The following is a 23,934-nucleotide window of genomic DNA, read 5'->3' on the forward strand; positions in this document are numbered from 1 at the left end:
GGGAGCGTGTGGTCGGAGGCGCCCCCAGCGTCGGCACGGGCGTCGAGGGGCGGTTTCTCCACACGCTCACGCCCGGTGGGCCCCTGTTCCGCCGGGATCGTGTGGAGAAACCGCCCACCCCGGAGCGTCGGCCAGCGCCGGCGACCCCACGGCGAGCGTCACGTGGCGCCTGCCCCGTCCGGTGGGATGCGGTTGAAATGACAGAGGGGGACCGTTCTCCACACACCCGGACGGGGCACCGACGCGGCCACAATCGAGTGTGTGGTCGGAGAGCCCCGGGACCCACTGTTTTCGTCTTCCTCCAACTTTTGGACCACAATGGAGGCCATGACTCGCCGTACGCTTTCCGACGCCCCGCTCCTCGACGCCGCAGCCGGCCGCACCCCGGACCGCACTCCCGTGTGGTTCATGCGCCAGGCCGGCCGCTCCCTGCCCGAGTACCGCAAGGTCCGCGAGGGCATCTCCATGCTGGATTCCTGCTTCATGCCGGAGCTGCTCGCCGAGATCACGATGCAGCCGGTGCGCCGCCACGACGTGGACGCCGCGATCCTGTTCTCCGACATCGTCGTCCCGCTCAAGGCCGCAGGCGTGGGGGTGGAGATCGTCCCCGGCCGCGGTCCCGTGATGGACCGGGCGATCCGGACCCGCGCGGACATCGATGCCCTGCCAATCCTGGACCACGAGGTCGACGAGGTGGCCGAGGGCATCCGCCTCATCCTCGGTGAGCTCACCGACCGCCAGGCCCTGATCGGTTTCGTGGGCGCGCCGTTCACCCTGGCCAGCTACCTCGTCGAGGGCGGCCCCAGCAAGAACCACCAGACCACCAAGGCGATGATGCACGCCGAGCCGGAGACCTGGCACGCGCTGATGGAGCGCCTGGTGCCCACCATCATCACCTTCCTGAGGACCCAGATCGACGCGGGCATCGACGCCATGCAGCTCTTCGACTCCTGGGCCGGCTTCCTCACCGAGGCCGACTACCGCGAGTTCGTCCTGCCGTACTCCATCCGGATTCTGCAGGAGATCAACGGCGTTGGTATCCCGCGCATCCACTTCGGTGTGGGCACCGGCGAGCTGCTCGGCGCCATGAGCGAGGCCGGATCCGAGGTCATGGGCGTGGACTGGCGCGTGCCGCTGGATCGCGCCGCCGAGCGCATTCACGCGGCCAGCGGGCCGAAGGTGCTGCAGGGCAACCTGGACCCGGCGATGCTGTTCGCCGGCCGCGACGCCGTCACCCGCGAGGTCGCCCGCATCAAGGCCGAGGCCGCCCGCGCGATCGATAACGGCGACGCCACCGGCCACATCTTCAACCTCGGCCACGGCGTGCTGCCGGACACCCCGGCCGAGGCCATCACCGAGGCCGTCGCGATCATCCACGGGGAGGACTAGATGAAGTACGCCATCATCGGGGCCGGGCTCGCCGGCCTGACCAGCGCCCACGAGATCCGCCGGGCGGATCCGGAGGCCACCATCCACGTCTTCGAGGCCGACGACCGCATCGGCGGCAAACTGTTCACCGTGCCGTTTTCCTCCGGGCCGACCGACATGGGCGCCGAGGCCTTCCTCGCCCGTCGGCAGGACGCGGTGGACTTCTTCACCGACCTCGGCCTGGGCGAGGACATCGTCGCCCCCTCCGGGATGAACTCCCTGGTCTACACCGGCGCGCAGGTCAGACCCCTGCCGCGCGGCGGCGTGATGGGCATCCCCTCGTCCCCGGAGCCGGTCGCCCATCTCGTCAGCGGGGAGACGGTCGCGCGTATCGACGCCGAGGGCTCCGCCGAGCCCATCGACTGGCGGGTCGGCGGCGACGCGAACGTCGGAACGCTGGTACGCGAGCGCTACGGCGACGAGGTGGTCGACCGGGTGGTCTCCGCGCTGCTGGGTGGGGTGTACTCCTGCACCGCCGACGACCTCGGCGTCCGGGCGACCATCCCGCAGTTGGCCGAGGCGCTCGACGCCCTGGCCGAGGAGGGCCGGAAGGTCACGCTCTCGGCGGCCGTCAGGCGCGTGGAGGACTCCCGCCCGCAGCCGGAGCCGGGGGCGGAGCGCCGGCCGGTCTTCGGGGCCTTCCGCGGCGGCTACGCCCAGCTCTACGAGACACTCGCCGAGCGGTCGGGGGCGGACATCCACCTGGACGCGTTCGTCTCCGGAATCACCCGCAACCTCAAGGGCTTCCACATCCAGGGCGGCACCGACCTCGCCTATGACAGGCTCATCCTGGCCACCCCGGCCCCGACCACCGCGGTGCTGCTCAGGGAGCTCGCCCCGGAGGCATCCACCGCCCTCAGGTCGGTCAAGCTGGCCTCCTCCGCGCTGGTGGGCATGAAGTTCGACTCCGCCGAGGGGCTACCCGACAACTCCGGGGTGCTCATCGCCGCCGACGAGCCGGACGTGCGCACCAAGGCCTTCACCTTCTCCTCGAAGAAGTGGCCCCACCTGGCCGAGCGCGGCGGTGCCCTGGTGCGCGCCAGCTTCGGCCGCTTCGGCGACGACGGCCTGAACTCGGTGGTCCGGGCCGAGGAGGACGACCTCGTCGACTGGGCGCTCGACGACCTGCAGGCCATCACCGGTTTCGACGGCCGCGCCGCCGGCCTGTCCGAGATCTACGTCCAGCGTTGGTTCGGTGGCCTGCCCCGTTACGACGAGACCCACCTGGGCACCGTCGCCACGGTGCGCAGGGCGCTCGCCGACGTCCCCGGCCTCGAGGTCACCGGCGCCTGGGCCTCTGGCGTGGGCGTGCCCGCCGTCATCGCCGACGCGCGGGCCGCGGCGCAGCGCGTGCTGGGCTGAGACACGGGGCCCGTGCCCTCCTGCGGCACCGGGGATGACGCCGGGTGTCCGGGGAGCCGAACCGCTACTGTCGGCGGTATCCGACTGCCGGCCCCGGGAAGAGACGGGAACGCGCCATGAAAACCGCCCTGCCCCGCTCCGCCCCGACGGGAAAACCGTTCTGGTGGTACCCGCTGTGGGCCTTCCCGCTCCCGGAGGTGCTGGCCGCCGGCGGGCTCTGGCTCGTCAGGCGTGACCACCTCGCCGAGCACCCGGTGGACCCCGCGGCGACGGTGCCGGCCGACCACTCCTCCTACCTGGGGATCTGGCTGGGGTGCGCCCTCATCGCGGTGATGCTCTCCGCGACCGCGGCGGTGTTCCCCGCGAACACCTACGCCCCGGAGATCATCCTGCTCGGCTACACCGTGTTCGCCTTCGCCGTCGGTGTGTACTTCCGGTACTGGGGCACCGGCGTGGAGATCGGGCTGGGACTGATCGCGTTGTCGGGACGGGCCACGCTCCTCGCCGGTCTCTCGCTGCTCGTGCGCCGGCTCCTGTTGCAGCTGCGCCTGGTCAGGCGGGGGAGACGCGCCGGCACCGCCCGGGACTGAGGGAGGCGACCGGCATGGCCGCGGCGGCCGTGTCGCCCACCCCGCTCGTCCGGGTCCGATTTATGCCGGTTCTGCCCACGTGCTAGAAGTTTCAGGCAGGCCCCGGGCCACGAATCCCCGGGCCCCGGACGAGGGAGCCGTACCCGGAGTCGCGACAAGACGGCCACGGAAGGACCATCCATGGCATGGACTGTTCTCATTCTCTCCGGCATGTTCGAGGCGGTGTGGGCCATCGCCCTCGACCGGTCCGCCGGCTTCACCCGCCTCGGCCCGTCCCTGGTGTTCGTGGCGGCGCTGGTGATCTCGATGGGCGGACTGGCCTGGGCGATGAGGACGCTGCCGCTGGGCACCGCCTACGCGGTGTGGGTCGGCGTCGGCGCGGCCATCACCATCCTCTACTCCTTCGCCACCGGCCAGGAGGCGGTCACCGCCTGGAAGATCCTGTTCCTGCTGATGATCATCGGTGGCATCATCGGGCTGAAGTCCGTGAGCTGACCGGTGCCCGCCCCGGCACTGCCGCAGTCCCCACCGGGCAGGTGCGGGACCACCTGGTCACCCCCGGGGACGGGAACTCCTCCCTGGGTGGCCACCTGCGGCAGGGGCCGTGAACTGCACCATATGGTTAACCCCGGTTCACCCCCTACAATGAAGAACCATGACTTCAGCTGATGTGACCTCCGCCCACACCTCCAAATCGGCGGAGTGGTTCGACCGTGCCCGCACCCTGATCCCCGGGGGCGTGAACTCGCCCGTCCGCGCCTTCGGTTCCGTGGGGGGCCAGGCGAGGTTCATCGAGTCGGCGCACGGGTCCACCCTGGTGGACGTCGACGGCAACGAGTACGTCGACCTGGTCAACTCCTGGGGTCCCATGCTCATGGGCAACGCCCACCCCGAGGTCGTCGAGGCCGTGCGGGAGGCCGCGCTCAAGGGCCTGTCCTTCGGCGCACCCTCGATGGGGGAGGTGGAGCTGGCCCAGATGATCGTGGACCGCACCTCCGTGGACGAGGTCCGCCTGGTCAACTCCGGCACCGAGGCCACCATGTCGGCCGTCCGCCTGGCCCGCGGCTTCACCGGCCGCGCCAAGGTCATCAAGTTCGAGGGCTGCTACCACGGGCATGTCGACGCCCTGCTGGCCTCCGCCGGTTCCGGCGTGGCGACGTTCGCGCTGCCCGACTCCCCGGGCGTGACCGGCGCGTCCGCCGCCGACACCATCGTCGTGCCCTACAACGACCTCGACGCCGTGAAGCAGGCGTTCGCCGAGCACCCGGGCGAGATCGCCTGCGTCATCGCCGAGGCCGCCGTCGGCAACATGGGCACCGTCGCCCCGCAGGAGGGCTTCAACGCCGCGCTCAAGGAGATCGCGCACGCCGACGGCGCGCTGCTCATCCTCGACGAGGTCATGACGGGCTTCCGCACCTCCTGGTCCGGCTGGTACGGCGTCGACGGCGTGGCCGCGGATATCACCACCTTCGGCAAGGTCGTCTCCGGTGGCCTGCCGGCCGCCGCCTTCGGCGGCCGCGCCGACATCATGAACCACCTCGCCCCGCAGGGCCCCGTCTACCAGGCGGGCACCCTGTCCGGTAACCCGGTCGCGGTGGCCGCGGGCATGGCGAGCCTGCGCATCGCCTCCGAGGACATCTACCCGGTGCTCCACGGGCACGCCGACCGGCTGGCCAACCTGATCTCCGAGGCGCTGACCCGCGAGGGCGTGGCCCACCACATCCAGCGCGCGGCCACCATGCTGTCGGTGCGGTTCGCCGAGGGGGAGGGCCACAACTTCGCCGAGATGAAGGCCGCCGACACCTTCCGTTTTCCGCCGTTCTTCCACGCCCTGCTCGACAACGGCGTCTACGCCCCGCCGAGCGTGTTCGAGACCTGGTTTGTCTCCGGCGCGCTTTCGGACGATGATTTCTCGAGGATCGAGGCCGCGCTCGCCCCGGCCGCCAGGGCCGCCGCAGCCGCCACCCCCGAGCAGTAGTCGTCGTCGAAGCTTCAGCCGGCAGAAAGCACTCATGAGCACCACGATCGTCCACCTCGTCCGCCACGGCGAGGTCCACAACCCCACCCGCATCCTCTACGGACGGATGCCGGGCTACCACCTGTCCTCCCGCGGCGTCAGCCAGGCCGCACGCACCGCGAAGTCCTTCGCGGGCCACGACGTGGCCTACCTGGGTGTGTCCCCGATGCAGCGCGCCCAGGAGACCGCCCGGCCCTTCGCGGAGGTCACCGGCCTCGAGGTGGAAACCGATGAACTGATCAACGAGGCCGAGAACCAGTTCGAGGGCCTGCGCACCAAGGGCTGGCGCTCCCAGCTGTGGAACCCGGTGCGCTGGCGGCTGATGGTCAATCCCATGCTGCCCAGCTGGGGCGAGGCCTACACCGACATCGCCGGGCGCATGATGGACGCCGTCGAGCGCGCCCGCCGGGTGGCCGAGGGCCACGAGGCCATCCTGGTCAGCCACCAGCTGCCGATCGTCATGGTCCAGCGCACCGCCCGGGGCCTGCCGCTGGCGCACGCCGGCCGCGAGTGCGACCTCGCCTCGGTGACCTCCCTGGTCTTCCGGGACGACCAGATCACCGACATCTTCTACACCACCCCGGCAAAGGAGATCTGATCCATGCCGAGCACCCTCCGCAGGACCGTCGGCGCGGTCGCCGCGACGCTGACGGCGCTGACCCTGACCGCCTGCGCCTCGGGCGAGAACGCCCAGAACGCGGTCGCCGTCGGCGGCACGTTCCAGTTCCACTCGCCCGGCGGGCAGACCGAAATCCTCTACGAGGAGGACCAGCGCGCCCCGCTCGGCGGCTTCTCCGGGCCCTCCCTGATGGAGGAGGGCGAGACGATCAGCCTCTCCGACTACGAGGGCGAGGTCGTCGTCCTCAACGCCTGGGGCCAGTGGTGCGCACCCTGCCGCGCCGAGGTCGATGACCTGCAGACCGTGCAGAACGAACTCGAGCCACTCGGCGGCACCGTCCTCGGCATCAACGTCCGCGACTACAACCAGACCATCGCCCAGGACTTCGTGACCGACAACGACGTGACCTACCCGTCGATCTACGACCCGCCGTTCCGCACCGCCGCGGGCCTCGGCGGCGTGCCGACCTCGGTCATCCCGACCACCATCGTCCTGGACAGGGAGCACCGGCCGGCCGCCGTGTTCCTGCGGGAGGTCACCGCCGAGGACGTCCTCGATGTGGCCCTGCCGCTGACGGAGGAGGCATGACCCTCGACGTCATGGCGCAGGCCTCCCTCGGCCAGCAGTTCGCCGACGCCGCGGCGACCGGCCCGCTGCTGATCGGCATCCTCGCCGCCGCGTTCGCCGGCCTGGTGTCCTTCGCCTCCCCGTGCGTGGTCCCGCTCGTGCCCGGCTACATGTCCTACCTGGCCGGCATCGTCGGTGGGGAGGTGAGGTACGACCCGCAGCACGGGCCCGTCGTGGCGAGGAAGCGCCAGTGGGCCGTGGCCGGCGCCGCCGCGTTGTTCATCCTCGGCTTCACCGTGATCTTCGTGCTGGCCACCGTCACCGTCTTCGGGGCGATCAGCATGCTGACGCTCAACTCCGACACCCTCATGCGCATCGGCGGAGTGATCACCATCATCATGGGCCTGGTGTTCATGGGCCTGGTCCCGGCCCTGCAGGCGGACACCCGCATGAGCCCGAAGAGATGGACCACCTGGTTGGGTGCCCCGCTGCTCGGGGGCGTGTTCGCCCTGGGCTGGACCCCCTGCCTGGGGCCGACCCTGGCGGCGATCATCTCCGTCTCCGCCGGCACCGAGGGCATGACCGCCGTGCGCGGCACCATCCTCATCGTCGGCTACTGCCTGGGTCTGGGACTGCCGTTCCTGCTCGTGGCCCTCGGCTCCGCCCGGGCGATGCGCACCGTCGGCTGGCTGCGGAAGCATTCGCGCAAGATCCAGATGATCGGTGGCGCACTGATGGTCGCCGTCGGCATCGCCCTGCTGAGCGGTGCCTGGGCGCACTTCATCAATTGGGTGCGCCAGTGGACCGTGGAGTACGGTGCAACCTTGATCTAGTACTTTCGGTGGATGCCGCCGGAAGTACCGTACAGTCCCCGCGGGCGTCGTGAAGCGGCCCGTGTGAGCAGGAACAGGAGTGGAACCCAAACACCATGCGCACAGTGTGGACGTACCTGAAGAAGGCCTGGCACTGGCTGACCAGCATGCGCACCGCGCTGGTCCTGCTGTTCCTGCTGGCGATCGCCGCCATCCCGGGCGCGCTGCTGCCGCAGCGCAGCCTCAACGAGAGCAACGTCAACGACTACATCGCCAACAACGGCACGATCGCCGAGATCTACGACCGGCTCCAGCTCTTCGACGTCTTCCAGTCCACCTGGTTCGCCGCGATCTTCGTGCTGCTGACGATCTCCCTGGTCGGCTGCATCCTGCCGCGTTCCTGGGACCACTACAAGGCGATGAAGACCCCGCCGACGCGCGCCCCGAAGCGGCTGGAGCGGCTGCCGCTGCACGCCTCGGGCACCGTCGACAAGCCGATGGCCGAGGTCACCGACCACGCCCGCCGACTGCTCAAGCGGTGGAAGGTCGCGGAGTACCGGCCGGACCAGGACCGGGCGGGGGCGTTCTCGATCAGCGCCGAGCGCGGCCACATCCGTGAACTGGCCAACCTGATCTTCCACCTCGCACTCGTCGGCATGCTCATCACCATCGCCGCCGGCCGGATGGTCTACTACGAGGGACAGGTCATCGTGGTCACCGAGTCCGGCAGCCAGAACGCCGTCGACATCGAGCAGAGCACCGAGTTCTGCAACACCTCGACCGCCAACTTCGACTCCTTCCGCGCCGGGCCGATGTTCGACGGCACCGGCCTGACCACCTTCTGCTTCGAGGCCCACGACTTCTCCGCGGACTACCTGCCCAACGGCCAGGCCGAGATGTTCACCTCGAACATCTCCTACGCGGTCGGCGAGGACATCCTCCAGCCCAAGGAGGAGTGGACCGACTACCAGCTGCAGGTCAACCACCCGCTGCGAATCGCCGGTGACCGCGTCTACCTGCAGGGCCACGGCTTCGCCCCGACCTTCACCGTCACCTGGCCCAACGGCGAGTCCCGCACCCAGACCATCCAGTTCCGCCCGGACGACCTGACCTACTTCCTGTCCTCCGGCGCGATGCGCTTCGACCCGCCGGCCGGCATGTACCCCGACCTCTACGAGCGGCGCCAGAACCAGATCGCCATCCAGGGCCTGTTCGCCCCGACGGCCGAGTGGTCCGGCGAGAACGGTGAGCTGCTGACCTCCCGGTTCCCCGCGATGCTCGACCCGGCCGTGGCCATCGACATCTACCGCGGCGACGCGGGCCTGGACACCGGCCGGGCCCAGTCCATCTTCAGTCTCGACTCCGCGCTGATCCACTCCGGGCAGCTGCAGAAGATCGAGCGCGTGAACCTGGAGCAGGGTGAGTCCGTGACCCTCGACGACGGCACCACCGTCACCTTCGAGGGCGCCAACGAGTTCGCGAACTACCAGATCTCGCGCGACCCGTTCCAGCCGTGGGTGCTGGCGTTCACCATCGTCATGCTCGTCGCCCTGGTGGGATCGGTGACGATCAAGCGCCGCCGCATCTGGGTGCGCCTCATCCCGTCCCCGGACGGCACGTCGACCCACGTGGAGCTCGGTGGCCTCGCGCGCACCGACCGCGCCGGCTGGGGTGGCGAGTTCGAGGACATCCACCGCGAGCTGTTCGGCCTGCCCGATCCGGACGACGTCGAGGAGGATGAGCTCATGTCCGTGGGCACAGGGCGGGAGTGAGGTTCCCTGCCGCCCGAGCCTGAACCCTTCGACGGGGCAGGCTGTCCACCTAAAGTTTGAGGCTTTGAGGTCGCGCGCTTGGACCTGCCTGCTCAGGTGGGGTAGCGTCACTGGAGTAGAACCCCGCCGCGTGCGGGGTCCCTGATGAATCCACCACGACTTCAAGTGAGGGTGTCCCCGCGCTCATGCCTGTCAATCAGACTCTCTCCAACTTCTCCGACACCGCCTTCCAGACGGCGTTCGTGATCTACCTGCTCGCCCTGGTGCTCTCGCTCGTCTACTACGGGAAGATGCAGGGTGTCATCGACGCCCGCCGGACCCGCGAGCGGGTGGGGGAGAAGGAGCTCGTCACTGTCGGCGCGGGCGCCGACGACCCCGACGGCCGCGGCGGCGGGGGCGGCACGGACGGTGCCGTGGAGGACGCAGAGGACGCGGAGGATACCGCGCTCACGGACGAGGAGTTCGCCGACAAGGAGGCCTCCGCGAACAAGTGGGGCGGGATGACCCAGTCGCTGGTGTGGCTGGGTGTGCTCGTCCACGTGGTCTCCGTCGTCCTGCGTGGCCTGGCCACGGAGCGGTTCCCTTTCGGCAACCTCTATGAGTACGTCCTCGTCATCACGGCTTTCACGATGGCCGCCACCACGGTGGTCATCCAGCGCAGGGAATGGCGCGTGGTCTGGCCGTGGCTGCTCACCCCGATCCTCGCGCTGCTGTTCTTCGGTGGCACTGAGCTCTACGCGGAGTCCGCCCCGGTCGTGCCCGCCCTGCAGTCCAACTGGCTGCCCATCCACGTCTCCACCGTCTCCTTCGGCGGCGCCATCGGCATCCTCTCCGGTATCGCCTCCCTGCTCTATCTGCTGCGCATCTGGCAGCCGAAGGGCAAGGAGCGTGGCTTCTTCGGTGCCGTGGCCAAGCCGCTGCCGAGTGCGAAGAAGCTCGACGGACTGGCGTACAAGTCCGCCATCGTCACCCTGCCGACCCTGGGCCTGGGCATCGTCCTCGGTGCTATCTGGGCGGAGGCCGCGTGGGGCCGGTACTGGGGCTGGGATCCGAAGGAGACCGTCTCCTTCATCACCTGGATCCTCTACGCCGCCTATCTCCACGCCCGCGCGACCGCCGGCTGGCGTGACCACAAGGCCGCGTGGATCAACATCCTGGCCCTGGCCACGATGATCTTCAACCTGTTCTTCATCAACATGGTCGTGAGCGGTCTGCACTCCTACGCGGGACTGAATTAAACCGCCCTGCGGGGTAGGGCAGAATGAGCCGGGTCATGCGAATCGCATGGCCCGGCTCTCCTGTTTCCCGTGATTTTCCCGGGCTCTGTCGACGGGGTGCATTATCCTGCATTGGGTGACGCGTCACGTAAGTTTGACCAGGGATAATGCATCCTGGTTCTGAAGGAAATACACCTCCCGCAGAATCTGGTCCCGAACCGGCCCCGGAAGGCACCCTCCCGGACCCCGGGCCGCCGCGCGCGAGGGGAATCACCCGTGGCGCGAGGCCAGCGGGAGCTCCCACGAGTCACCCGGCTGCAGCCGGTGGTGGATGCCCCGGACCGCGACGTTGAGGGGGTCGACGGCGTGGGCGTCGAGCCGCAGCCGCACGACGTCGTGGGTGATGCGGACGTCGACGGGCTGACGGCGGTAGTGCAGCTGGAAGGTCGCCTCCGGCAGCTCCCGGGGCAGGCGGGGGTCGAGCATGAGGATGCCCGCACGGGTCTTCACGCCGCTGTAGCAGCGCAGAATCATGTCGACCGTGCCCGCCATCGCGCCGAGGTGGATCCCCTCCTCGGTGGAGCTGCCCTGGGAGTCGGACAGATCCGCCCGCAGTGAACCCTCGAAGAACTCCCATGACTGCGTCGGGTCCAGATCCGCCACGACCCGGGCGTGGACGAGCTGGCTGAGCGTGGAGCCGTTGCTGGTGTGCCCGAGGTAGAACTCGATGGTGCGCTCGATGGTCTCCCGCGACACGTCGTAGCCCAGACGGGCGAACAGGATCCGTACCTCTTCGGTGGAGAACAGGTAGAAGAGCATGAGCAGGTCCGGCTGCTTCGACAGCTGGTAGTTGTTCGGGCTGTCGCCCTCGTTCGCGAGGATGAGGTCGAGTCGTCCGAGGTCGCCGTAGCGGCGCTCGTACTCCTCCCAGGGGAACTCCTTCAGGTCCTCGTAGCCGTCGAACTGACTGATGACACCATCGGCGTGGAAGGCCACCCGCAAACGTCGGCTGACATGCTCCCACCGCTCCAGCTCCTCGTCGGTGATGCACAGGCGGTCGCGCAGCACCGAGACGTCGTGGGGGTCGAGGAGGGTGAGCACCTCGGCGGCGCGCGTCAGCGTCCAGGAGGCGAGCACATTGGTGTAGGTGTTGTCGCGCAGGCCCTCGCCGGGGGCGTCGGGGTAGCCGTCGTGGAACTCGTCGGGACCCATGACGCCGCTGATGCTGAAACGGTCCTCCTCCGAGTCGTGCTCGGCGTTGCTGGCGAAGAGCCGGGCGACCTCGATGATGAGCTCGGCGCCGACGTCGGTGAGGAAGGCCAGGTCCTCGGTGGCCTGGAAATACTGCCAGACGCTGTAGGCGATGGCGAGACCGATGTGGTGCTGGTTCTGGGAGTTGTCCGGTATCCACTCCCCGCTGAGCGGGTTGAGCAGCATGGGCGCGGTCTCCTCGCGGCCGTCGCTGCCGCTGCGCCAGGGGAAGAGAGCGCCGCGCAGGCCGGCCTCGCGGGCCGCGGCGCGCGCCTCCCCGAGTCGGCGGTGACGGTAGAGCAGCAGCGCCCGGGTCAGCGCGGGCTGGCGCAGCGTGAGCATCGGGTAGACGAAGAGCTCGTCCCAGAAGTGCTGGCCGCGGTAGCCCTCGCCGTGGAGGCCACGGGCGGGCACGCCGGCGTCGAGATCCGGATTCGCGGAGGCGATGCACTGCAGCACATGGAAGGTGTGGAGGTTGAGGGCCAGTGAGTTCCGGCGGGTGGTCTCCAGGCCCACGTCGAACAGCTCCCACCAGCGGCTCCAACGCTGCACGTGCTCGGCGTAGAGCTCGCCGTAATCGGCCGCCCGCCGGATGCGCTTGCCGACGTCGAGCACCGGCGTCGACAGCGCACGGTCGCGGGAGCTGGCCGCGGCGGCGGTCTTCTCGATGGTCAGCGGACGTCCCGGCGTCACCTCGGTGTCGAAGGCGTGGCCGACGGCCCGTTCGGCATCGGAGGGGCGGCCCTCGACGGGTTCCGCCTCCGGGGCGGCCACCGAGGTCCGGGTGGCCAGGGCGATGGTGACCTCCGACTGCGTGGTCTCCGTCTCGAGCACGGCGGTGTGCCCGTCCGGGTGATGGACCACCGGCGGGCCCAGGTGCCGGCTGACGAGTTCGGCGTCCTCCTTGACGTTGTCATTGCCGACGTCGCCGTCGATCCGGGAGACCACCCGGACCGCGCCCTCCCAGTTCTCCGGCTCCACCGTCATCCGCAGGGCGGCCAGGTGCTGATCGGCCATGGACTGGAACTGCTCGGTACTGATCCGGGTGATCCGTCCCTGCCCGTCGCGTTGGCGGACCACCCGCCGGAGCACGCCCTTACGCAGGTCCAGCTCCTGCCGGAGGTCGAGCAGCTCGTCCTCCGCGGGGTGCAGGATCCGCCCGTCGATGGTCTCGACGCGCAGGAACGTCCAGTCCGGGGCCTTCACGAGGTGCTCGGTCTCCATCGACGTCCCGTCGACCTCCGAGGTCACACGGTTGAAGATGCCCGCCAGGTACGTGCCGGGATAGTGCACGTCGCCCGCCCGGGTGCCGGGGACGGCGCCGCGGGTGCCCCAGTAGCCGTTGGACAGGGTGCACAGCGCCTCCCGGGTGCCCTCGGAGTCCGGATCGAAGCCGTCGTAGGTCAGCAGCCAGGCGTGGGGGCGGGTGTTCTTGCCCACGTGCCAGCCGGTGTGGAGGTCCAGCTCGCCGACGTCGCTGAGCACGCGGTCGGCCCCGCCCTCCCACAGCTGTTCCCCGGCGTTCCCGCGGTCCACGCCCACCACCAGCCCGAAGCCACCGGCGTGCGCAGCCTGCACCCCGGAGCGGGCGTCCTCGAGGACGGCGCACTGCTCGGGGGCGACGCCGAGCCGGCGGGCCGTCTCGAGGAAGAGGTCGGGATCAGGCTTGCCGGGCAGGTCCAGCTCGTGGACATCATTGCCGTCGAGCCGGACCGTGAACAGGTCGGTGAGTCCCGCGTTGTCCAGGACCGGGCCGCTGTTACGGCTGGAGGTGGCGAGGGCGGTGGGCACACCGGCGTCCCGCAGCCGGTCCAGCAGACGCAGGGCGTCCGGAAAAACCTCGACGTCCTGGTTCCGGAGTGCCTCATCGAAGAAACCCTGCTTCCGTTTCGCCAGTCCGTGGACGGTGAACTCTCCCGGCGCGTCCTCCGGGCTTCCCTCGGGGACGGCGATGTCGCGGGCGGCGAGGAACGCCTGGATCCCGGCCTCCCGTGCCCGGCCGTCGACGTGGGCCCGGTAGTCCTCCTCCGGGTCGAAGGGCTCCTGATCGGGCGCGGCGGAGGCGATGACCTCATCGAAGAGGGACTTCCAGGCCGTGGCGTGGATGCGGGCGGTGTTGGTGACCACCCCGTCCATGTCGAAGATGACCGCCGAGAGGATCGGGCCGTGCTCGGTGGGAAGATGCGGGAGAGACACTGGTTACCTCCTTGCGGCCGGTGGTGTCCGGCGGATGGTCGGTTACGGGACGCGGCGGGGGAGGACTGCGATGATTCCCGGGTCCTCCACCTCGAACCCGCGCGCCATGGCCGACGTCAGGTGATGCACGTGCGATTGTGGCGTCGATGCTACAGAAAGTCCGGCCGTGGAGACGGCGCCGAAGGGCGGTGCAGTACCGATGCCCGCGGTTCGTCGAGCAGCGTTTCCCCTGGCCAACGTGGCGGGGGCGGTCACCGTCCGTGCCGGGCGTGGCTGGGGCAGGGCGTCGGCGCACGCGGGGAACCCGGAACGCCCGAGCCGTCGCTGACCGGCCCTGTGCGCCCCTCTGTGCACTCGGCCGTCCGGCAGGTGCCCCGGCGTCGGGAAAAAGGGTCTTCTGCGTTGTCCGGGATGCGGCTACGCTGGTCCTCCGGCCCTGTAGAATTCGGGGTGCGGACCGTCGAACAGGGGAGATAGTGATGTCGAGTCCACGGAATAAGGCGGGCAAGCCGGCCGGCGACGTCCCCGAGCTGCTGGAGCTCGGCGCGGAACTCGGCGCGCGGCGTCGGACCCTGGGGCGACTGCAGCAGGACGTCGCCACCGCGGCCGGGGTCTCCCGCTCCACGCTGCACACCATCGAACACGGTGGTGCGGGGGTGCGCTGGGAGAAGGTCGCTGCAGTGGCCAAAAGCCTGGGGCTGCGGATGAGTTTCGAGCCGCTCGATGCCACGGAGGGAGATGTGGGGGACGCTGCCGGGGAGTTCGACAACTGATGGGCTGGTTTCCCGTGGAAACCGCCGGTAAACGTGACCTGCGGGGAGGAAAACCGGCCGCGGATGTGTTGTGAAAGGGTGGACCGCACATTTCCGACCCTGAGAGAGCGTGGCTGAACCCATGACCCACCCCGACCTTCATCCCTTGTTCACCCCGGTCGACCTCGGCGAACTCCGTCTGGGCAACCGCGTGGCGATGGCCCCGCTGACCCGGCTCCGCGCCGGGGAGGACGGCACACCGAACGGGCTGATGAAGGAGTACTACGCCCAGCGCGCTTCCTTCGGACTGATCATCGCCGAGGGCACCTGGCCCGTGCAGGAGGGCAAGACCTGGATCGGTCAGCCCGGCATCGCGAACGACGTTCACATTGAGGCGTGGCGGGAGATCACCGACGCGGTGCACGAGCGTGGTGGGAAGATCATCATGCAGGTCATGCACGGCGGGCGCGTCTCCCACGACGAGATCACCGGCACCGGCCGCGTCGTCGCCCCCAGTGCGCTGGCCACCCCGACCCCGCAGTACCTGCCCAGCGGCAAGGCGGATGCCCCCGTGCCGCACGCCCTCACTCTCGAGGAGATCCCGGAGGTCATCGAGCAGTACGTCGTCGGCGCACGCAACGCCATGGCCGCGGGCATGGACGGGGTGCAGGTGCACGGCGCCAACGGTTACCTGATCCACCAGTTCCTGGCGCCGAGCTCGAACACCCGCACCGACGCCTACGGGGGCAGCCCGGAGAACCGGGCCCGGTTCGCCGTCGAGGTCGTCACCGCCGTGGCGGAGGCCATCGGGGCGGAGCACACCGGTCTGCGGCTGTCCCCGGCCCGCGACATCCAGGGCGTGGAGGAGCATGATCCCGACGACGCGCTGGATACCTACCGCGCCATCGCGGAAGGAGTGGCGGAGCTGGGGCTGGCGCACATCGAGATGGTCCACCCCGCACCGGAGGGTGAACTCGTCCAGGGTGTTCGGGCGGCCTCCGGCGCGCCGCTGATCGTCAACACCGGGTTCGACCGCTTCACCGACCGCGACGCCGCTCTCGAGGCGGTCGGGGAGGGCACGGCCGACGCCGTGGCGGTGGGCCGGCTGGCGCTGGCGAACCCGGACCTGGTGGAACGCTGGCGGGAGGGCACCGCGCTCAACGATCCGGACAAGACCACCTTCTACGGCGGTGGCGCGCGCGGCTACACGGATTACCCGGTGCTGCACCGCGCCTGAGGAACCGACGTCCGCCTGGGGGCGGCGGGGGGCGCGCCGGGACGTTCATACCCCCGGTCACCGCCCCCGGTGAGGGTGGGGGCGGAGGGGCCCGGAGTGTTGCGTAAATGCCTCAGTTGAAAACTACTTTCGCTACTGAGCTGCTCGTTCATGCGAACCCGTCACCAGAACACTGTCATTAAACTGGCAATAATCTGAGTTTTAGTTAAGGTACTCCTTTGCTTCTGCTGGTTGCTGGGCATTGATTCTTAACTTACATTCAGGTCCATGCCCAACTTCAAGCGTTCACTTCTGTCCCTGACCATCGCCGCTGGCCTGGCCGTTTCCGGCACCGGCGTCGCCACCGCCCAGTCCTCCAACCTCTTCGCCGGCTCCTCCTCCAGCAGCACCGCCGACAAGCCGGGCAACAACGACGATTTCCAGGGGCGCTGGCCCGCCCACACCATCAAGGGCCAGTACGAGGCCGCCTACGCCAAGGCCCTGAAGAAGCAGGGTCTCAAGCAGGATGAGGAGCTCAACGCCTTCGCCGAGGACGTCGCCGACCGCCTCGCCTCCGGTGAGCTCGAGTACGACAACGGCTACGGCTACACCCTGACCTGGGTCGAGTCCGAGGACGGCCGGTACGCCGCCGAGATCACCCGTCTGACCAACGCTGAGGCGCTCGCGTACCTCCCGCGCATGGATGAGCTGCTCGAGGATCTGCTGGTGGACAAGGATCCGTCCGACGACCGTCTCGGCTACGCCGTTTCCAGCGACAACGGCCATGTCTACCTGGTCGTCTCCGGGCCGATCTCCCTGTCCCGCTAAACCCCGCCCGACCTTCCCCGACCCCCGTCCCGCCCGGGACGGGGGTCTCCGTCTGTCCGGGACACCGGAAGGACGCCCGCTAAGGTTGTGCCCATGCGCATCCTGGTCACCGGCGGCGCCGGGTTCATCGGCTCCAATTTCGTCCACCGCACCCTCGCCCGGCGTCCGGAGACGCGGATCACGGTGCTCGACAAGATGACGTATGCCGCCAACCCGGACAACCTCGCCGGCCTCGGTGGTTTCGACGTCGAGCTGGTCGAGGGCGACATCTGCGACACCGCGCTCGTCGACCGGCTTGTCCGGGAGACGGATCTGGTCGTGCACTTCGCCGCCGAGAGTCACAACGACAAATCCCTGCGCGATCCCATGAGTTTCGTGCGCAGCAACGTCGAGGGCACCGTGGCGCTGCTCGACGCCGCCGTGGCCCACGACGTGCGCCTCCACCACATCTCCACCGACGAGGTCTTCGGCGACCTGGCCCTCGACGACCCGGCGAAGTTCACGCCCGAGACCCCCTACGCGCCGTCGAGTCCGTACTCGGCGTCCAAGGCCGCCAGCGACCACTTCGTCCGGGCCTACGTGCGCTCCAAGGGGTTGCGGGCGACCATCTCCAACTGCTCCAACAACTACGGCCCCCGTCAGCACCCGGAGAAGTTCATCCCCCGCCAGATCATCAACCTGCTGCACGGTCAGGCCCCGCGGGTCTACGGCACCGGCGAGAACGTGCGTGACTGGATCCACGTCGACGACCACAATGACGCCGTCTGGGCCGTCATCGAACGCGGGGAGATCGGGGCGACCTATCTCATCGGCGCGGACGGGGAACGCAGCAACCTGCAGGTGGTCGGCGATCTCAACGAGATCTTCGGCCGCGGGCGCGGGGACTTCGTCCACGTCACCGACCGGCCGGGCCACGACCGCCGCTACGCCATCGACGCGGCGTCGATACGCTCGCTGGGCTGGGAGCCCCGGCACGCGGACTTCGCCGCGGGGCTGCGCGCGACCGTCGACTGGTACCGGGAGCATCCGCGGTGGTGGGAGCGTGCCCGTGAGGCCGCCGAGGAGATCTACCGCGCCAGCGAGCGCGAGCTGTAGTTCCCGGTCTCCGCGCGGGCGGTCTCGCTGCCGGCCCGCCACAGGCCGTGCTCGAAGTGCGTGAGCGTCTCGCCGAAACCCTGCTCCGGTTCCGTGCTGAGCTGCTCATGGGCGGCGGCGATGAGTTCCCGCGCCTCGGCGGGGGAGGCGTCACGGACGAGGAAGTCGTCGGCGGTGACCACCCCGGCGTCGGCGAGCTTGGCGGCCGTCTCCACCGCGGACGCTCTTGCGCCGCTGCGCGGTCTTCGTCCCGCCCATGATCTCCCGGACAGGCTCCTCACCGAGTGCGACCAGGGCGGCGAGGTCGTTGACCACGTCCTCATGGCGGCCCCGGAACATCCGCACCCGGCCGAGCACCCCGCGGCCGTCGGAGCCGGAGTCGGAGACCGCGCGCATGGAGAACACGGCGTCGAGAAGCGCGGTGACGATCTCACCCGGCCAGCCGCCGCGCCAGCTGCCGAAGTTCTCCGGCGGGACGGCGCGGGCGGCCGCGGCCACGGCGGAGATCTCGGCGGGGTCCGCGGTGCGGATGGGCCCGGCCATGGTCGCCTCCGGGGGCTTTGCCGGGTCCGGAGTGATTGTAAGCGAGATCCGCCGTCCCGGGCCGCCGTACGGGGCAGCGACCGCTAAGCTCGGGGACATGCTGCACGAACTCGACGAACTGCCGGGCGTCTTCCGGTCCGAACCGACCATCCACCCCGATGAGCGGGGCACCTTCCACGAGTGGTTCAAGGCCTCCGAGTTCGAGGCCGCCACCGGGCACCCCTTCGACCTGCAGCAGGCGAACATGTCCACCTCACGGGCAGGGGTGCTGCGCGGCCTGCACTTCGCGGACGTGCCGCCCGGCCAGGCGAAGTTCGTGGCCTGTGTCGCGGGGCGCATCCTCGACGTCGTCGTGGACGTGCGCGTCGGCTCGGAGACCTTCGGCCGCCACGTGGCCCTGGAGCTCAGCGCCGACAACCGCCACGGCGTCTACCTCCCCGTCGGCTTCGCCCACGCCTTCCTCGCCCTCGAGGACTCGACCGTGGCGTACCTGACCACCTCCGAATACGCCCCCGGCGTCGAGCACGGCGTCTCGCCGTTCTCCGCGGGCATCGACTGGCCGGAGATGGATTTCCTGCTCTCGGACAAGGACCGCGACGCCATGACGCTCGACGACGCCCGCGCGGCCGGCGTGCTGCCCGACGTCGACGAGTGCCGGGCCCACGAGAACGAGCTGCGGGACGGCTGGGTGCTGGCCAACGAGCAGGCGGGGCAGTGGTGAAGGGCATCATCCTCGCCGGCGGCACCGGCTCCCGCCTGCGCCCCATCACCCTGGGGGTGTCCAAGCAGCTGGTGCCCGTCTACGACAAACCGATGATCTACTACCCGCTGACCACCCTCATGCTGGCCGGCATCACGGACATCCTGATCATCACCACGGGTGAGGACCGGGCCCAGTTCGAGCGCCTGCTGGGCGACGGCTCGCAGTTCGGCATCCGGCTCAGCTTCGCCACCCAGGACACCCCGCGCGGCCTGGCCGAGGCCTTCCTCATCGGCGCGGAACACATCGGCACCGACTCCGTGGCGCTGGTGCTCGGCGACAACATCTTCTACGGCGCGGGCCTGGGCACCCGGCTGCGGCGCTTCACCGAGCCCGCGGGCGGGGCGATCTTCGCCTACTGGGTGGCGCACCCGCAGTCCTACGGGGTCGTCGAGTTCGACGCGGGGGGCACGGCCCTGTCCCTGGAGGAGAAGCCCGAGGCACCGAAGTCCAGTTTCGCGGTGCCCGGCCTGTACTTCTACGACAACGACGTCATCGACATCGCCCACGGACTGCGCCCCTCCGACCGGGGCGAACTCGAGATCACCGACATCAACAACGAGTACCTGCGCCGCGGGAAGCTGAAGGTGGAGGTTCTGCCGCGCGGCACGGCGTGGTTGGACACCGGCACCTTCGACACGCTCATGGCCGCGGGCGACTTCGTGCGCACCATCGAGCAGCGCCAGGGTCTGAAGATCGGGGCGCCGGAGGAGGTGGCGTGGCGGATGGGCTACATCGACGACGCACAGCTCGGCGAGCTCGCCCGGGAGCTGCGCAACTCCGGCTACGGGGACTATCTGCTGGGCATCCTCGGCCGCGAGCGGGAGATGCGCGGGTAGGAGGTCACTGGCGCGGGTCGTGGTCGGAGCCGGCCTCCGGCTCGCCCTCAGGCTCCTCGGCGGAGGCGGCACCACGGCCGTTGCGTTCGGAGGGGTTGCCCGGCGCGGCCGGTGGCTCGGGGGATTCGTGCCGCTTCTGGGCCCGCCGCATCCGTTCCGCCTCCTCCCGGGCGCGGCGTTCCTTGAACCGGTTCTTCTCGATGGTCCACAGGAACTCCTCGTCGTCATCCGGTCCCTTGATGGCGCGGGGCTGTTGCTGCTGGGCCGGTTCGACCCGGTTGCGCTTCCACGTGCCCGGTCCGAAGGCCTTCCACACCAGCACGACGGCGACGATGATGAGCAGAATGAGCAGCAGACGTCCCATGAGATCCTCCTTCTGACCCCCACTTTACGGTGCTTGGCAAATGGCCAAAACGGTTGAGTAGGCTCAGGGGCGTGACTGCACCTGAACCCACGGCCCCGAACAACCAGAATGAACCTCCCCAGCTGGATCCCGAGCTCCGGAAGAGGGCGAATGCCGCCCTGCTCAAGTACGGCGGAGCACGGATCCTGCTGTTCATCGTGCTCACGGTGGTCATCCAGGGCGTCGCCACGCTCATCGGCGCCCCCGTGCCCCTGGTGATGTCCGCGCTGCTCGCGCTGCTCGTGGCGTTCCCGCTGTCGATGCTGGTGTTCAAGAAGCTGCGCCTCGAGGCCACCCGGTCCGTCGGTGCGTGGTCCGCTCAGCGCCGGGCGCGCAAGGACTGGGTCAAGCAGGAGCTGGCGGGACGCTGACCCGGACGGCTCGGGGACGGCTCGGCGGGGCCGACCGCTTGCGCCGCCGTGAGCCGCGATCAAATCCACGCGGGGAGTGGCTGAGCGGGCCCCTGGGCGGGACTTGGAGGGGTGGGTGCGTGGAATTGACCGCAGGGGCTGCCCCACCCGATTCGGAAGCCCGGGAGGCTGGGCGCCGCAGCTCCTCGGTGGGGTTGCCCGGTACCGGAACGCCGGCCAGTTCGTGGATCCGCCAGGAAGTGGCCGCCGGTCCCTACCGCCCGAACAGCAGCGCGATGACCAGCATCGCCGGCAGGGACGCGAACGTCGTGAGGAACACCGAGTCCCGGGCGACGGTCATGCCGCGCTCGTAGGTCGCCGCGTAGTTGTAGACGTTCTGCGCGGTCGGCAGCGCCGCCAGAATCACCGCGACATAGAGCATGTCGCCGTCGAGACCGAGTGCCAGGCCGAGGAGCCAGGCGATCAGCGGCATGCCCACGACCTTGAGCAGCGTCGCCGTGATCGCCCCGGGCCGGTCCTCGGCCGAGGACAGCGCGCCGCCGGAGACCAGGGAGGCACCGAAGCTCATCAGGATCATGGGGATGGACGCCCCGCCGAGAATCTCGATCGGCGCCATGACCGGCTCCGGGATCGTGATGTCGGCCAGCGAGACCGCCAGGCCCGCGAAGGACGCCAGCACCACCGGGCTCAGCAGCGCGTTCTTCACCGCCTCGGCGACCTTCGCGCCCGTCGAGCGGCCACCGGCACCGGCGGTGTTGTCGGTGCCGATAGCCGCGAGAATCATCGGGGTGAACACGACCATCTGCAGCACCAGCACCGGCACGACGTGGGTGGCGTCGCCGATGACGTAGATGCTCACCGGCAGGCCGATGTTCACGGAGTTGAAGTAGCTTGACGACGCCGCGCCCATCGCCGTCGTCGCCACGTCCTGCCGGAAGGCGAACGCCGAGATGACGCAGTAGACGGCCGCCGTCGCGGCCGTCGCCAGGAAGATGACCAGGACCACCGGGGAGAGGAAGTGCCCCGGATCGGACTCCGCCACCGAGGAGAACAGCAGTGCCGGGGTAGCGGCGAAGAAGGCCACCCGGTTGAACATCAGACGTTCCGAACCGCCGCCGATCACCCCGCGCCGGGCCAGGAGATAACCGACCGCGATTACCGCCAAGATAATGGCGAAGCCGGTGACGACCCCACTCATGCCAGGGCCTGCCCGCCCCAGAACAGGGTCACGGCGGTGATCACGGCCCACAGCAGCATGGCGCGCCCCGTCGAGCCGAGCACCGGGATCAGGTCCCGGCCGGTCGCACCGCGGGTGACGGTGAGGACGCCCGAGATCGCCAACGGCAGGGCCACCACGGCCAGGACGGTCGGCAGGAACACGGCCGCCAGCAGCAGGGAAACCACGAACGGGACCGACACCAGGCCCACGTAGAGGCGACGGGTCCAGGCGTCGCCGAGACGCACCGCCAGCGTGATCTTGCCGGTGGCGGAGTCGGTGGGGATGTCGCGCAGGTTGTTGACCAGATTCACCCCGGCCGACATCGAACCGATCGCCACGGCCCCGCCCAGGCCGACCCAGCTGACGGCCTCCGCCTGGGTGAACTCCGTGCCGAGCACGGCGACGAGCCCGAAGAAGACGAACACGGCGACCTCGCCCAGGCCCCGGTAACCGTAGGGGTTCTTCCCGCCGGTGTAGAACCAGGCGCCGGCGATGCACACCGCGCCGACGAGGATGAACCACCAGGCACTGGCCAGGGCCAGGGCGATGCCCGCGACCCCCGCGACGCCGAAGGAAGTGAACGCCGCCGCCTTCACGTGGGCGGGGGCGGCCAGCCCACCGCCGGTCAGGCGCGTCGGGCCGGTACGGTCCTCGTCGGTGCCGCGCACTCCGTCGGAGTAGTCGTTGGCGTAGTTCACGCCGATGATCAGCGCCCACGCCACCACCAGGGCGAGCAGGGCCCGCCACCAGGAGAAGCCACCGGCGAGTGCGGCGGCTCCGGAGCCGACGATGACCGGCGAGAAGGCGTTGGCCCAGGTGTGCGGACGGGCACCCTCCAGCCAGTCGCGGGCGGTGGCGGGGTGGGAACGGTCAATGGCCATGGACACATTGTGCTCCATCACGGGACCCGACGGGCACGGAGGGGGTACGGGCTTCCCGGCGAGCCGGAGGGAACCGGGTACCGGCCACCGGGCCCGTCGCGGGGGCATCGCCCTTGAAAACCCCGGATCCGGGGGCCACACTGGAGTGTGACCGGCGCCACCCGTGGTCCGGTCCGGCCGACCGCCAACCGGAAGGGATGCCTCATGGCCCACGTCGTTGTCCTGGCCACCGGCGGGACGATCGCCTCCACCGCGGACGCCTCGGGCGGGTCCGTCGCCACCCGGACCATCGATTCCCTGCTCGGCGGGGGCCGGACCGGGGACGCCACGGACGCCACGGACGTCACGGTGGAGGGAAGGGACGTCCTCCACACCAACTCCTTTCTCCTGACCCACCGGGATCTGCGCGCCATCGCCGAGGCCGTCGTCGAGGAAAATGCCCGCGGCGACGTCGACGGGATCGTCGTCACGCACGGCACCGACACCCTCGAGGAGACGGCCTTCCTCGTCGATCTCCTCCACCACGGGGACAAACCCGTGGTCTTCACCGGCGCGCAGCGGGCCGCCGACGACCCGGCCCCGGACGGCCCGGGAAACCTGCGGCAGGCGATCGCGGCGGCGGCCTCGCCCGACACACGGGGACTCGGGGTGCTGGTCGGCTTCGCCGGATACCTGTACCCCGCCCGTGGAACGCGTAAGGCCCACACCATCAACAGCGCCGCCTTCCGGCACACCGACGGGGGCGCCATCGGGAGCACCACCGGCGACCGGGTCAACATCTGGGCGGCACCGCGGCGGGGGCCGAGGCAGCCGCCGGTGACCATCCGCTTCGACACCACCCGGGTCGACGTCGTCGTCTCCCACCCGGGTGCGGACGCCGCGCTCGCGGAGGCGGCGGTCGACGCGGGCGCGGTCGGGGTGATTCTCGCCGGGACGGGCACCGGCAACGCCAACCGGGCCCTGCTGGAGTGGGCCCGCCGGGCGGTGGCGCAGGGAGTGTCGGTCGGCCTGTCCACCCGGGTCGCCGAAGGTCCCGTCACCCCGGTCTACGGCAACGGCGGCGGCCACGACCTGGTGGCCGCCGGGGTCGTGCCGTACGGCTCCCTGCCGCTTCCGCAGGCGCGGATCCTCGCCTCCTACCTGCTCTCCACCGACCGTTTCCCCACGGACGAACTGGTCCTGCCCTATATCTGATC

At 69.8% G+C, this 23,934-nt stretch carries 24 protein-coding genes and 1 riboswitch; of the genes, 18 read left to right on the top strand and 6 right to left on the bottom strand.

Annotation, left to right across the window (positions count from 1 at the left end):
* Nucleotides 1-327: 327 nt before the first annotated feature.
* From hemE to ccsB, 10 genes are all read left to right on the top strand, one after another.
* Nucleotides 328-1,389 (top strand): uroporphyrinogen decarboxylase, encoded by a 1,062-nt coding sequence (gene hemE, locus A605_RS02110; protein ID WP_015399855.1) that lies wholly within the window; start codon nucleotides 328-330, stop codon nucleotides 1,387-1,389.
* Nucleotides 1,390-2,790, top strand: coding sequence for a protoporphyrinogen oxidase (locus A605_RS02115; RefSeq protein WP_015399856.1), 1,401 nt, complete (start codon nucleotides 1,390-1,392; stop codon nucleotides 2,788-2,790).
* Between the two features lie 116 nt (nucleotides 2,791-2,906).
* Complete coding sequence (locus tag A605_RS02120) at nucleotides 2,907-3,380, top strand: hypothetical protein (protein WP_015399857.1); 474 nt, start codon at nucleotides 2,907-2,909, stop codon at nucleotides 3,378-3,380.
* Nucleotides 3,381-3,491: 111 nt separating this feature from the next.
* Nucleotides 3,492-3,550, top strand: a riboswitch (guanidine-III (ykkC-III) riboswitch).
* A gap of 10 nt (nucleotides 3,551-3,560) precedes the next feature.
* Nucleotides 3,561-3,875, top strand: coding sequence for a DMT family transporter (locus A605_RS02125; RefSeq protein ID WP_015399858.1), 315 nt, complete (start codon nucleotides 3,561-3,563; stop codon nucleotides 3,873-3,875).
* Between the two features lie 160 nt (nucleotides 3,876-4,035).
* Nucleotides 4,036-5,358, top strand: a complete 1,323-nt coding sequence (gene hemL / locus A605_RS02130) for a glutamate-1-semialdehyde 2,1-aminomutase (protein WP_034990420.1) — start codon at nucleotides 4,036-4,038, stop codon at nucleotides 5,356-5,358.
* A 34-nt stretch (nucleotides 5,359-5,392) separates the two neighbouring features.
* Entirely contained in the window at nucleotides 5,393-5,995 is a 603-nt protein-coding gene (locus A605_RS02135; RefSeq protein ID WP_015399860.1) for a histidine phosphatase family protein, read from the top strand.
* A gap of 3 nt (nucleotides 5,996-5,998) precedes the next feature.
* Nucleotides 5,999-6,604 (top strand): TlpA disulfide reductase family protein, encoded by a 606-nt coding sequence (locus A605_RS02140; RefSeq protein ID WP_015399861.1) that lies wholly within the window; start codon nucleotides 5,999-6,001, stop codon nucleotides 6,602-6,604.
* Nucleotides 6,601-7,416: a cytochrome c biogenesis CcdA family protein gene (locus A605_RS02145; RefSeq protein ID WP_015399862.1), complete on the top strand. Its 816-nt coding sequence runs from the start codon at nucleotides 6,601-6,603 to the stop codon at nucleotides 7,414-7,416. The genes A605_RS02140 and A605_RS02145 overlap by 4 nt, the downstream gene beginning before the upstream one ends.
* Before the next feature lie 95 nt (nucleotides 7,417-7,511).
* Complete coding sequence (locus tag A605_RS02150; protein WP_015399863.1) at nucleotides 7,512-9,167, top strand: cytochrome c biogenesis protein ResB; 1,656 nt, start codon at nucleotides 7,512-7,514, stop codon at nucleotides 9,165-9,167.
* A gap of 185 nt (nucleotides 9,168-9,352) precedes the next feature.
* On the top strand, nucleotides 9,353-10,405 hold the full coding sequence (ccsB, locus tag A605_RS02155) for a c-type cytochrome biogenesis protein CcsB (RefSeq protein ID WP_015399864.1): 1,053 nt from the start codon (nucleotides 9,353-9,355) through the stop codon (nucleotides 10,403-10,405).
* 249 nt (nucleotides 10,406-10,654) lie between these two features.
* Here the strand turns inward: ccsB and A605_RS02160 are convergent, their stop codons facing one another.
* Nucleotides 10,655-13,831 (bottom strand): beta-phosphoglucomutase family hydrolase, encoded by a 3,177-nt coding sequence (locus A605_RS02160; RefSeq protein WP_015399865.1) that lies wholly within the window; start codon nucleotides 13,829-13,831, stop codon nucleotides 10,655-10,657.
* Nucleotides 13,832-14,310: 479 nt separating this feature from the next.
* Here A605_RS02160 and A605_RS02165 point away from each other — a divergent pair, with 479 nt between their 5' ends.
* From A605_RS02165 to rfbB, 4 genes are all read left to right on the top strand, one after another.
* Nucleotides 14,311-14,604 (top strand): helix-turn-helix domain-containing protein, encoded by a 294-nt coding sequence (locus A605_RS02165; protein WP_015399866.1) that lies wholly within the window; start codon nucleotides 14,311-14,313, stop codon nucleotides 14,602-14,604.
* Between the two features lie 121 nt (nucleotides 14,605-14,725).
* Nucleotides 14,726-15,820, top strand: a complete 1,095-nt coding sequence (locus A605_RS02170; RefSeq protein ID WP_015399867.1) for an alkene reductase — start codon at nucleotides 14,726-14,728, stop codon at nucleotides 15,818-15,820.
* 267 nt (nucleotides 15,821-16,087) lie between these two features.
* On the top strand, nucleotides 16,088-16,627 hold the full coding sequence (locus A605_RS02175; RefSeq protein WP_015399868.1) for a hypothetical protein: 540 nt from the start codon (nucleotides 16,088-16,090) through the stop codon (nucleotides 16,625-16,627).
* Between the two features lie 93 nt (nucleotides 16,628-16,720).
* Nucleotides 16,721-17,722, top strand: a complete 1,002-nt coding sequence (gene rfbB, locus A605_RS02180) for a dTDP-glucose 4,6-dehydratase (protein ID WP_015399869.1) — start codon at nucleotides 16,721-16,723, stop codon at nucleotides 17,720-17,722.
* Here the strand turns inward: rfbB and A605_RS02185 are convergent.
* Nucleotides 17,695-17,937, bottom strand: coding sequence for a hypothetical protein (locus A605_RS02185; RefSeq protein ID WP_015399870.1), 243 nt, complete (start codon nucleotides 17,935-17,937; stop codon nucleotides 17,695-17,697). The two genes, rfbB and A605_RS02185, sit on opposite strands and share 28 nt — an antisense overlap.
* Nucleotides 17,873-18,265: a hypothetical protein gene (locus A605_RS02190; RefSeq protein WP_015399871.1), complete on the bottom strand. Its 393-nt coding sequence runs from the start codon at nucleotides 18,263-18,265 to the stop codon at nucleotides 17,873-17,875. Before A605_RS02190 ends, A605_RS02185 begins: the two co-directional genes overlap by 65 nt.
* A gap of 97 nt (nucleotides 18,266-18,362) precedes the next feature.
* Here A605_RS02190 and A605_RS02195 point away from each other — a divergent pair, with 97 nt between their 5' ends.
* Both A605_RS02195 and rfbA read left to right on the top strand, forming a co-directional pair.
* On the top strand, nucleotides 18,363-18,986 hold the full coding sequence (locus A605_RS02195; protein WP_015399872.1) for a dTDP-4-dehydrorhamnose 3,5-epimerase family protein: 624 nt from the start codon (nucleotides 18,363-18,365) through the stop codon (nucleotides 18,984-18,986).
* Complete coding sequence (gene rfbA, locus A605_RS02200; protein ID WP_015399873.1) at nucleotides 18,983-19,864, top strand: glucose-1-phosphate thymidylyltransferase RfbA; 882 nt, start codon at nucleotides 18,983-18,985, stop codon at nucleotides 19,862-19,864. Before A605_RS02195 ends, rfbA begins: the two co-directional genes overlap by 4 nt.
* Before the next feature lie 4 nt (nucleotides 19,865-19,868).
* Here rfbA and A605_RS02205 read toward each other — a convergent pair whose 3' ends face one another.
* On the bottom strand, nucleotides 19,869-20,228 hold the full coding sequence (locus A605_RS02205; protein ID WP_015399874.1) for a hypothetical protein: 360 nt from the start codon (nucleotides 20,226-20,228) through the stop codon (nucleotides 19,869-19,871).
* A 71-nt stretch (nucleotides 20,229-20,299) separates the two neighbouring features.
* Here A605_RS02205 and A605_RS02210 point away from each other — a divergent pair, with 71 nt between their 5' ends.
* Nucleotides 20,300-20,638, top strand: a complete 339-nt coding sequence (locus A605_RS02210) for a DUF4229 domain-containing protein (RefSeq protein ID WP_015399875.1) — start codon at nucleotides 20,300-20,302, stop codon at nucleotides 20,636-20,638.
* Nucleotides 20,639-20,891: 253 nt separating this feature from the next.
* On the opposite strand, the gene A605_RS02215 is transcribed toward A605_RS02210, so the two are convergent.
* Nucleotides 20,892-21,836: an AEC family transporter gene (locus A605_RS02215; RefSeq protein WP_015399876.1), complete on the bottom strand. Its 945-nt coding sequence runs from the start codon at nucleotides 21,834-21,836 to the stop codon at nucleotides 20,892-20,894.
* The gene (locus tag A605_RS02220; protein WP_034990498.1) at nucleotides 21,833-22,738 is read right to left on the bottom strand and encodes a 1,4-dihydroxy-2-naphthoate polyprenyltransferase; all 906 of its coding nucleotides are present in this window, start codon (nucleotides 22,736-22,738) and stop codon (nucleotides 21,833-21,835) included. Before A605_RS02220 ends, A605_RS02215 begins: the two co-directional genes overlap by 4 nt.
* A 204-nt stretch (nucleotides 22,739-22,942) precedes the next feature.
* Here A605_RS02220 and A605_RS02225 point away from each other — a divergent pair, with 204 nt between their 5' ends.
* On the top strand, nucleotides 22,943-23,932 hold the full coding sequence (locus A605_RS02225) for an asparaginase (RefSeq protein ID WP_015399878.1): 990 nt from the start codon (nucleotides 22,943-22,945) through the stop codon (nucleotides 23,930-23,932).
* The last annotated feature ends 2 nt before the right edge of the window (nucleotides 23,933-23,934 follow it).

Source organism: Corynebacterium halotolerans YIM 70093 = DSM 44683 (genome assembly GCF_000341345.1).
GTDB classification, from domain to species: domain Bacteria; phylum Actinomycetota; class Actinomycetes; order Mycobacteriales; family Mycobacteriaceae; genus Corynebacterium; species Corynebacterium halotolerans.